This window comes from Cellulomonas sp. P5_C6 (assembly GCF_054049635.1).
The window spans coordinates 1-9,879 of record NZ_JBFULZ010000154.1; the positions used below are offsets into that span (position 1 = coordinate 1).

10 protein-coding genes are annotated in these 9,879 nt (G+C 71.3%); 6 read left to right on the top strand and 4 right to left on the bottom strand.

Annotation, left to right across the window (positions count from 1 at the left end; genetic code table 11):
* Positions 1–47 precede the first annotated feature (47 nt).
* Both ACXJKG_RS15605 and polA read right to left on the bottom strand, forming a co-directional pair.
* Entirely contained in the window at positions 48–398 is a 351-nt protein-coding gene (locus ACXJKG_RS15605; protein WP_456846661.1) for a DUF485 domain-containing protein, read from the bottom strand.
* A gap of 125 nt (positions 399–523) precedes the next feature.
* Complete coding sequence (gene polA, locus ACXJKG_RS15610) at positions 524–3,283, bottom strand: DNA polymerase I (RefSeq protein WP_456846662.1); 2,760 nt, start codon at positions 3,281–3,283, stop codon at positions 524–526.
* Here polA and ACXJKG_RS15615 point away from each other — a divergent pair.
* A complete protein-coding gene (locus ACXJKG_RS15615; RefSeq protein WP_456846663.1) occupies positions 3,282–3,686 on the top strand; it encodes a hotdog fold thioesterase in 405 nt (134 codons plus the stop codon). The genes polA and ACXJKG_RS15615 overlap by 2 nt on opposite strands.
* On the opposite strand, the gene ACXJKG_RS15620 is transcribed toward ACXJKG_RS15615, so the two are convergent.
* Positions 3,602–4,297 carry an N-acetyltransferase family protein gene (locus tag ACXJKG_RS15620; RefSeq protein WP_456846664.1) on the bottom strand — a complete coding sequence of 232 codons (696 nt, stop codon included), beginning with the start codon at positions 4,295–4,297 and terminating at the stop codon, positions 3,602–3,604. The two genes, ACXJKG_RS15615 and ACXJKG_RS15620, sit on opposite strands and share 85 nt — an antisense overlap.
* A 344-nt stretch (positions 4,298–4,641) precedes the next feature.
* On the opposite strand from ACXJKG_RS15620, the gene ACXJKG_RS15625 reads away from it, so the two are divergent.
* Genes ACXJKG_RS15625 through ACXJKG_RS15640 form a run of 4 tightly spaced genes read left to right on the top strand, consistent with a single transcriptional unit; the run spans position 4,642 to position 8,835 of the window.
* Complete coding sequence (locus ACXJKG_RS15625) at positions 4,642–6,063, top strand: branched-chain amino acid ABC transporter permease (RefSeq protein ID WP_456846665.1); 1,422 nt, start codon at positions 4,642–4,644, stop codon at positions 6,061–6,063.
* A 9-nt stretch (positions 6,064–6,072) separates the two neighbouring features.
* The gene (locus ACXJKG_RS15630; RefSeq protein ID WP_456846666.1) at positions 6,073–7,059 is read left to right on the top strand and encodes a branched-chain amino acid ABC transporter permease; all 987 of its coding nucleotides are present in this window, start codon (positions 6,073–6,075) and stop codon (positions 7,057–7,059) included.
* On the top strand, positions 7,049–8,017 hold the full coding sequence (locus ACXJKG_RS15635) for an ABC transporter ATP-binding protein (protein WP_456846667.1): 969 nt from the start codon (positions 7,049–7,051) through the stop codon (positions 8,015–8,017). The genes ACXJKG_RS15630 and ACXJKG_RS15635 overlap by 11 nt, the downstream gene beginning before the upstream one ends.
* Complete coding sequence (locus ACXJKG_RS15640; protein ID WP_456846668.1) at positions 8,014–8,835, top strand: ABC transporter ATP-binding protein; 822 nt, start codon at positions 8,014–8,016, stop codon at positions 8,833–8,835. Before ACXJKG_RS15635 ends, ACXJKG_RS15640 begins: the two co-directional genes overlap by 4 nt.
* Before the next feature lie 70 nt (positions 8,836–8,905).
* On the opposite strand, the gene ACXJKG_RS15645 is transcribed toward ACXJKG_RS15640, so the two are convergent.
* Positions 8,906–9,523, bottom strand: a complete 618-nt coding sequence (locus ACXJKG_RS15645) for a nucleotidyltransferase family protein (RefSeq protein WP_456846669.1) — start codon at positions 9,521–9,523, stop codon at positions 8,906–8,908.
* 59 nt (positions 9,524–9,582) lie between these two features.
* Between ACXJKG_RS15645 and ACXJKG_RS15650 the strand changes: the two genes are divergently transcribed.
* Positions 9,583–9,879 (top strand): endonuclease/exonuclease/phosphatase family protein (locus ACXJKG_RS15650; protein WP_456846670.1); only part of this gene is annotated, 297 nt, incomplete at its 3' end.

The window sequence follows — 9,879 nt, forward strand, 5'->3', positions numbered from 1 at the left end:
GATGTCCTCGGTCTCCGCGGCGCGTAGCAGGGTGGTCAGCGACGCGCTCATGCGACACCGCCGTCCAGGCTGTCGCCGTCCTCGATGTGCCGACGGAGGYGCTCGGCGACCGGGTCCTGCTTGGTGTTGGCCCAGCGCGCGTAGACCATCGTGATGATGAAGGTCGAGACGAACTGACCCAGGCCCAGCAGCAGGCCGACCGTGATGTTGCCCCAGAGCTTGGTGGCCATGAAGTCGTGCGCGTAGTCGGCCAGGAGCACGTAGAGGAAGTACCAGGCGAGGAAGAACGCCGTCATGGGGAAGACGAAGCGGCGGAAGCGGCGTCTGAGCGCCTGGAACTCGCCGCTGTTCTGTACCCGCTGGTAGTCGGTCTCGCGATCTCCGAAGGTGTCGGTCATCAGCGCCTCCCGGGAGGGACGTCAGCGGCTCCGCTGCCGCCGTGTGCCCGACACTGTGGCGCAGATCACCCCAACTCGCACCCGATACTTGCGACGAATCGGTCGATATCCACTCTTTCGCGGCGTCAGTGGCCGGCGTCGTGCCAGGAGCCGCCGACGCCGACCGTCACGTCGAGCGGCACGTCCAGCGGACCGTCGGTCGCCGCGTCCCCCGCGGCACCCATCTGCTCGCGCACCAGCGCCTCGACCTCGTCCCGCTCCCCCGCGGCCACCTCGAGCACGAGCTCGTCGTGCACCTGCAGCAGCATCCGGGATCCGAGGCCCCGGCGGGCGAGCTCGCGGTCGACGCCCAGCATCGCGACCTTGATGAGGTCGGCGGCGCTGCCCTGGATCGGGGCGTTGAGCGCCATCCGCTCGGCGACCTCGCGGCGCTGACGGTTGTCGCTGGTGAGGTCCGGCAGGTAGCGGCGCCGGCCCAGGATCGTCGCGGTGTACCCGGTCTGCCGAGCCACGTCGACGACGCCAGTGAGGTAGTCGCGCACCCCGCCGAACCGCGAGAAGTAGTCCTGCATGAGCGCGGCCGCCTCGGAGACCTCGATCGACAGCTGCTGGGAGAGCCCGTACGACGAGAGCCCGTACGCCAGCCCGTAGCTCATCGCCTTGATCTTGGAGCGCATGGCCGGCGTGACCTCGTCGGTCGGGACGCCGAACACCCGCGACCCGACGTAGCTGTGCAGGTCCTCCCCCGACCGGAACGCGTCGATCAGGCCCTCGTCGCCGGAGAGGTGGGCCATGATCCGCATCTCGATCTGCGAGTAGTCGGCCGTCAGCAGCGTCTCGTAGCCGTCGCCGACGACGAACGCGCGGCGGATCTGCCGGCCCGCCTCCGTGCGGATGGGGATGTTCTGCAGGTTCGGGTCCGCCGAGGACAGCCGCCCGGTCGCCGCGATCGTCTGCTGGAACGTGGTGTGGATCCGGCCGTCCGCCGCGATCGAGCGCAGCAGCCCCTCGACGGTCTGGCGCAGGCGGATGGCGTCGCGGTGCGCCAGCAGGTGCTCGAGGAACGGGTGCTGCGTGCGGGCGAACAGGTCGGTCAGGGCGTTGGCGTCGGTGGTGTAGCCCGTCTTGATCTTCTTGGTCTTGGGCATCCCCAGCTGGTCGAACAGCACCTCCTGGAGCTGCTTGGGCGACCCGAGGTTCACCTCCCGACCGATGACCGCGTAGGCCTCGGCAGCCGCGTTCTGCACCTGGCTGTCGAACGACTTCTCGAGGCCGGACAGGTACCCGTGGTCGATCGCGATGCCGGTCCGCTCCATGCGGGCCAGCACGTCGACCAGCGGCAGCTCGAGGTTCTCCAGCAGGCCGGTCGCGCCGCGGTCGGCGAGCTCGCCGCCGAGCACGTCGGCCAGGTCCCGGACCGCGGCGGCGCGGACGGCCGCCCGGCGGCCCTCGTCGGTGCCGTCGAGCTCGAGGTCGAGGGCGCCCTGAGCCCCGTCGGCCGCCTCGTCGGCACCCAGCTCCCGGTGCAGGTACCCGATGGCGAGGTCGGTCAGGTCGTAGGCGCGGCGGTCKGGCTGGCAGAGGTACGCCGCGAGCTCGGTGTCGAAGGCGATCCCCGCGACCGGCAGCCCACGGCCGGCCAGCGCGTGCCAGGCCTCCTTGGCGGCGTGCACCACCTTCGGCGCGGCCGGGTCGGCGAGCCAGGCGGCGAGCGCGGTCTCGTCCGGGGGGTGGATCTCGGCCAGGTCGAAGGCGGCGGCCTGCCCGTCGGGGTCCGCCAGCGCGATCCCCCAGGCGTCGCCGCCGGACGGCGCCCCGGAGCCCCGCACGTCGACGCCGAGGGGGCGGCCCGCCCGCTCGGCGAGCCAGGCGGCGAGCTCCCCCCGGCCCAGGACGGTGAGGTCCAGCTGAGCCGCGGCGACCGTGCCCGGTCCCTCGCCCCCCTCGTCGGGGAGCATGGCGAAGAGGCGGTCGCGGATCGCGCGGAACTCGAGCTCCTCGAGGATCGCGTGCAGCGCCGTGCGGTCCCACGGTCGCGCGGCGAGGTCCTCGGGCCCGAGCGGCAGCTCGATGTCGGTCAGGAGCGCGTTGAGCTGGCGGTTGAGCCGCACCTGGTCGAGGTTGTCGCGCAGCGACTCCCCCGCCTTGCCCGGGACCTGGTCCGCGGCGGTGAGGATCCCCTCGAGCCCGTCGTACTGCACGATCCACTTGGCCGCGGTCTTGGGCCCGACGCCGGGGATGCCGGGCAGGTTGTCGCTGGTCTCGCCGACCAGCGCCGCGAGGTCGGGGTAGCGCCCGGGCGGCACCCCGTACTTGGTCTCGACGGCCGCCGGGGTCATGCGCGCGAGCTCGGAGACGCCCTTGACCGGGTAGAGGACCGTGACGTCGTCGTTGACCAGCTGCAGGGCGTCGCGGTCACCCGTGCAGATGAGCACCTGCATGCCCTGCGCGCGCGCCTGCACGGACAGCGTGGCCAGGATGTCGTCGGCCTCGAACTGCGGCTTGGACAGGTACGGGATGTGCATGGTGTCCAGCACGCGCTGGATCACCGCGACCTGGCCCTTGAACGGCGCGGGCGTCGCGTCGCGGTTGCCCTTGTACGACTCGTACACCTCGGTGCGGAACGTCGTTCGGCCGGCGTCGAAGGCCACCGCGACGTGGGTGGGCTCCTCGTCGCGCAGCAGGTTCGCGATCATCGAGAAGAACCCGAACACCGCGTTGGTGGGCTCGCCGGCCGACGTCGCGAACTTGTCCACCGGGAGCGCGAAGAACGCCCGGTAGGCCATCGAGTGACCGTCGATCAGGAGGAGTCGGGCAGGCGTTCCGGGAGTGGCCGGCGGTACCGCTGGCAGTGCGTCGCTCACGGGTGCCAACCTATCTGCCATGTCCGACACGACGACCACCGACCAGGCCTACGCGGGCACCCTCATCGAGCGCATGGGGATCGTGGTGACCTTTGCCTCCGCGGAGCGCACCGTGGGCACCATGCCCGTGGCCGGGAACACCCAGCCGTACGGCCTGCTCCACGGCGGCGCGTCCGCGGTGCTGGCCGAGACGCTGGGCTCCGTCGCCGCCATGGCACACGCGGGAGAGGGGCGAGCCGCGGTCGGGATCGAGCTGAACGCCACCCACCACCGCTCCGCGCGCTCCGGCGTGGTCACCGGGACGGCGACGGCCCTGCACCTCGGCAGGACCCTGGCCAGCTACCAGGTGGTGGTCGAGGACGAGGAGGGCCGACCGGTCTGCACCGCGCGGCTGACCTGCATGTTGATCGACGCACGCGCCTGATCCGCACCGGACACCCGAGCGGCGGGTGCCGGCTCGTCGGCCTGCTGCCGGGCTTCGCGGACCTGCCGGCGACGCGCGATGAGATCCTCGAGGCCCCGCGGGCCCGAGCGGCGGACGGACCCGGCACCGTGCTCGTGCGCCAACCGGCGCTGCAACGACTGCGTGGTGACCACGCGGTGCGAGGCGGCCGGCGCGAACCCGAGACGGGCGAGGAAGCGCTGCATGCCGCGCGCGCCCGGCAGGGGCGAGGAGTAGAGCTCGGTGGCGTCCGCCTCCTCGGCGACGGTCGCGGCTCCGACCAGGAGGGCGTGCCCGAGGCCGCGGCGACGGGCGGCGGGGAGCACGTACACGGCCTCGATGTCGAGGCTCACGACGTCGGTGAACGGTCCCGGTCCGACCACGCGGGCGAGCAGAAGGCCGGCCGGCTCGTCGTCGAGGAGGGCGAGAAGGATGCGTCCGCCAGGGACCGCCAAGAGCGCTCCCAGCTGGTCTCGGAGCCGGTCGGCGTCGTCCGTGCACAGCTGCGCACCGACGGCCGCCTCCTGGCGCGCGGTGAGGCAGAGCGCGACGAGGCTCTCCAGGTCGCCCGGCAGGGCTTCGCGGACTTGCACACCGAGACGCACGGCAGCGGTACCTCCAGACGGGACGAGGGGGATCCGGTCGGGGTGGCGTCACCTCTGCCCGCGATGGCGCCGCCCTCGATCATGGACCAGCCTGTACGCCGGTGCCTAGTCCTGAAAGGTCCCTCGTCGGACGGATCGTCCACCAATTCTGGACGAACGACCAGAAAACTTCGACACGCGGGGGTCGCAACGGCCGGAAGCCTCGCGTTCACGAAATGAACACGACACAATCCCTGCCTATCGTCCTGCCACCCGGCAGACGTCGGACGGGACGCGGCAACGACGCTGCGACTCCTGACGTGCCACACCCGAACAGACGGACGGAGGTCCCAGTGCGAGAGCTCGCCACCGCGGACCGTTCCCCCACCCTGCGCCGGAGCGCGAGCGCCCTGCTCGTCCTCCTCGTCGCGTCGCTCGTCCTGCTCCTCGCGCCGTCCGCGGCGCAGGCGGCGACAGGACCGTGCGTCGCCGACGCGGCCACAGGGTGCATCAACGGCACCATCCGGACGTCGACCGGCGACCCGGCTGTGGGCGTCACGCTCACGATCGAGGGCGGCGGCACGACCCTCACGGTCACCACCGACGACACCGGCAAGTGGACAGCCCCGGTCACCGCGGCMGGCGACTACACGGTCAGCCTCGACACCACCACGCTCCCCGCGGGCGAGTCGCTGCGGGACCCCGCGGGCAACCCGCGGACGGTCACGGTGACCCTCGGGTCGTCGAGCGGCGCTCTGTTCCCCCTCGGGACCCCGGCGGCCTCCGGTGGCGGCGGCAGCGGGCCCAGCCCGTCGGCGACCAGCGCTCCCGGCACCGGCGACGCGAACGGCGAGACGGGTGCGCCGACCGGCTCGTCGACCGAGGGTGGCTTCAGCTGGTCGCGGCTCGCGCAGCAGACGGTCAGCGGTCTCGTCTTCGGCATCCTGCTCGCGCTCGCGTCCGTCGGCCTCTCGCTGATCTACGGCACGACCGGACTGAGCAACTTCGCGCATGGTGAGCAGGTCACGCTCGGCGCGATCCTCGCCTACATCGGGGTGCAGACCTTCGGGCTCCCGCTGGTCGTCTCCGGCGTGCTCGCCGTCATCGCGGGCGCTCTCAGCGGCTGGATCCAGGACGCCGGCATCTGGCACCCCCTGCGGCGGCGGCGGGTCGGCACCACGCAGCAGATGATCGTGACGATCGGTCTGTCGATGGCCCTGCAGTACACGTACCAGTTCTTCTTCGGGGCGAGCGCGCTGCGCATCGTGACCGCCAACCCGGACATCGTCACGATCGGCACGGTGCGGATCTCGGTGACGTCGATCTGGTCCGTGATCATCGCGGGCGCGGTGCTCGGCGGGGTCGCGTACTTCCTGCTCGCCACCCGGATCGGGCGCGCGACCCGCGCGGTGTCGGACAACCCGGCCCTGGCGGCCGCGTCCGGCATCACGGTCGAGCGCGTCATCCGGCTGGTCTGGACCCTGGGCGGGGCGCTCGCGGCGCTCGGCGGCGTGCTCATGGGCCTCTACCTCAACGCCACCAGCTGGAACATGGGTGGCGCACTGCTGCTCCTGATGTTCTCGGCCGTGACGCTCGGTGGCCTCGGTGCCCCGTTCGGCGCGCTCGTCGGCTCGATCGTCATCGGGCTCGTCGTCGAGCTCTCCAACCTCGTGCTCCCCAGCGACATGCGTTACGCCGGGGCGCTCCTCATCCTCATCCTCGTGCTGCTGCTGCGCCCCCAGGGTCTCCTGGGCCGCGCCGAGCGGATCGGTTAAGGAGCAGACATGGACTGGTCCCGCATCCTCACCAACGTCGCCGGCGAGGTCTTCGCGCCGACGACAGCCGCCTATGCGCTCGGCGCCATCGGCCTCAACATCCACTTCGGCCTCACCGGGCTGCTCAACATGGGCCAGGCCGGCTTCATGCTGCTCGGTGCCTACGGGTTCGCCATCGCGACCATCGCCGGCTGGCCGCTCTACGCGGCCGTCCTCGTCGCCATGGCGGCGGCGGCGGTCTTCGCCCTCATCCTCGGCATCCCCACGCTGAAGCTGCGCGGCGACTACCTCGCGATCGTCACGATCGCCGCGGCCGAGATCGTCCGGCTGGTCGGCCGCTCGACGGCCCTGACGGAGATCACCGGCGCGTCGTCGGGCCTGCGCGGCAACGAGTACAAGCACACCTTCACCGGTGCGTCGCCCTTCCCGGACACCGTGTGGTCCCTCGGCCCGTTCTCGTACGCCACCAACGCGTCGAACAGCTGGTGGATCCGCATCGTCGCGTGGGTCGTCGTCGGCCTCGCCTGCCTGCTGGTCTACCTGCTCATCAAGTCGCCGTGGGGTCGCGTGCTCAAGGGCATCCGCGAGGACGAGGACGCCGTCCGCTCGCTGGGCAAGAACGTCTACTCGTACAAGATGCAGTCGCTCATCCTCGGCGGCGTCATCGGCGCGGTGGCCGGCATCATCTACGTGCTCCCACGAGCCGTCCAACCCGACTCCATGGGCCGCCCGATGACGTTCTTCATCTGGACGATCCTGCTGCTCGGTGGCGCCGCGACCGTGTTCGGTCCCGTGCTGGGCTCGATCATCTTCTGGGCCGGGCTCATGCTGATCAAGACGGTCATGCGCGACGGCGTCCCGGAGACGATCATGCGGAACGAGCAGATCGAGCAGTTCGGCTGGATCATCGTCGGCGTCACGCTCATGCTGCTGGTGATCTTCCGTCCACAGGGCATCCTCGGCGACAAGAAGGAGCTGGCGATCAATGTCCGCTGACCTTCCGACGACGGACGTCCGGGAGAGCCGCCGCGCAGCCGTGGCGGCCACCCTGGCGGATGTCGAGCGCGTCCCGGGCGCCAAGAAGCCCGACCCGATCGTCGTCGCCGACCACATCACCCGGCACTTCGGGGGCATGACGGCGGTCGACGTCGACCACATCGAGATCCAGCGCGGCGCCATCACCGCCCTGATCGGACCGAACGGCGCGGGCAAGACGACGCTGTTCAACCTGCTCACCGGCTTCGACAAGCCCAGCACCGGCACCTGGTCGTTCGACGGGAAGTCGTTGCACGGCGTCTCGGCGGCCCGGGTGGCCCGCTCGGGCATGGTCCGCACGTTCCAGCTGACCAAGGCCCTGAGCCGCATGCTCGTCATCGAGAACATGCGGCTCGGCGCCACCAAGCAGCCCGGCGAGAACCTGGTCACGGCCCTCTTCCCGCCGCTGTGGAAGGCGCGCGAGAAGGAGATCACGGTCCAGGCCGAGGAGCTGCTGGCCCGGTTCAAGCTCGACTCCAAGCGCGACGACTTCGCGGGTTCGCTCTCGGGCGGCCAGCGCAAGCTGCTCGAGATGGCCCGGGCGCTCATGAGCAAGCCGACCATGGTGATGCTCGACGAGCCGATGGCCGGCGTGAACCCGGCGCTCACGCAGTCGCTGCTGGGTCACGTCGAGTCGTTGCGCGACGAGGGCACCACCGTGCTGTTCGTCGAGCACGACATGCACATGGTCCGGCACATCTCCGACTGGGTGATCGTCATGGCCGAGGGCCGGATCGTCGCCGAGGGGCCGCCCGAGACCGTCATGCAGGACCAGGCCGTCGTCGACGCCTACCTCGGCAAGCACCACGACACCGACCTCGGCGACGACAGCCTGCTCGACGACGACACCACCGAGCAGCTCGAGGCCGAGGTCCGCGCCGAGGCGATCGCACGCGGCGAGCAGGAGGAGACCTCATGAGCACCACGGCCACCGACACCAGCGACGCCGCCTCCGTCCACCGCGGCGCCCCCACCGGCGAGCCGCTGCTCGACGCGAAGGACGTCTACGCCGGCTACATCCCGGGCGTCGACATCCTCAACGGCTGCAACCTCGTGGTGCACCCGGGCGAGCTGGTCGGCATCATCGGCCCCAACGGCGCCGGCAAGTCGACGCTGCTCAAGGCTCTGTTCGGCCTGGTCACGGTCCGGCAGGGCGCCGTCACGCTGCACGGCGAGGACATCACGCACCTGCGCTCGGACTCGCTGGTCAAGCGGGGAGTCGGCTTCGTGCCGCAGTCCAACAACGTGTTCCCCTCGCTCAGCATCGAGGAGAACCTGCAGATGGGGATCTTCCAGGCCCCCAAGAAGTACAACGAGCGGTTCGAGTTCATCGTCGACCTGTTCCCCACGCTGGGCGAGCGCCGCAAGCAGCGGGCCGGCTCGCTGTCCGGTGGTGAGCGCCAGATGGTCGCGATGGCCCGCGCGCTGATGATGGACCCGTCCGTCCTGCTCCTGGACGAGCCCTCCGCGGGCCTGTCCCCCGTGCGCCAGGACGAGACGTTCATCCGGACCCGCAAGATCAACAGGGCCGGCGTCTCCATCGTCATCGTCGAGCAGAACGCCCGGCGTGCCCTGCAGATCTGCGACCGCGCGTACGTGCTCGACCAGGGCCGCAACGCCTACTCGGGCCCGGGCCGCGAGCTCATGCACGACCCGAAGGTGATCGAGCTGTACCTGGGGACGCTGGCGACGGACGTCGAGGCGGCGAACAAGCCACCGGCCACACCCGAGGCCTGACGAGCCGAGGTCGCAGCAGCCAGTGGCGGCGAACAAGCCGCCGGTCACGCCCACCGCACCCGAGGCCTGATCAGCCGCCGAGCCCGGTCGCGTCCGCGCGGCCGGGCTCGACGTCCGTCCCCGGGGTCGGGCGCACGTCCGTGATGCCCAGCTCGTCGGCGAGGAACAGGAACGCGCGGCCGTAGGGGTGCCCGTCGACGTCCGCACGGACCCGGTCCCAGTCGATCTGCTCGCGCAGGGCCCGCACGATGGCCAGCAGGCGCCCGAAGTCGCACGCGTGCTCCCCGAGCACCCGCAGCTTCGCGGAGACGACGTCCGTGGCGCTCAGCACCGGCATGCGGACCGCGAGCACCTCGAGCACGTCGCTGCGCGCCAGCAGCTCCTCGGTGACGGGCTCCCCCACCATCCGGAACAGCACGTCGACCAGCTGGCCGTGGTGGAACGCCTTGAACAGCCAGTTCTCGGCGGGGTCCCGGACGTCCAGCCCGGCGGCCGCGATGGCCTCCTTCGCGCGGTCGACGTCGCTCTCGATGACCGCGAAGTCGGCGTCGTGGCTCGGCTCCGGCGCACCGCGCGCCCACGCCGCGTACCCGCCGACGAGGGCGAACGGGATCTCCGCGTCCATCAGGGCGACCGCCGTGAGCCGGAGGCCGTCCTGCAGGGCGGTGCGATCGTCGGGCTCAGTCATGGCACCCGTGTCTACACGCCGACGAGCGCTCCCGCAGGTCGACGTGTTCAATCGTCGGGATGCGCCTCGCGACCTTCAACATCCTGCACGCCCGCTCGCTCGCGGACGACCGGGTGGACGTCGACCGCTTCGCGACCGCGATCCGCGACCTCGACGCCGACGTGCTCGCCCTGCAGGAGGTGGACCGCGACCAGCCTCGCTCGCACGGCGCCGACCTGACGGCGCTGGCCGCCGAGGCGATGGGCGCGCCCGAGCACCGGTTCGCCGCCGTGCTGCACGGCGAGCCCGGTCTGTGGACGGCAGCGACGGGCGAGGCGCAGCCGGAGACGGCGAGCTACGGGATCGCGCTGCTGAGC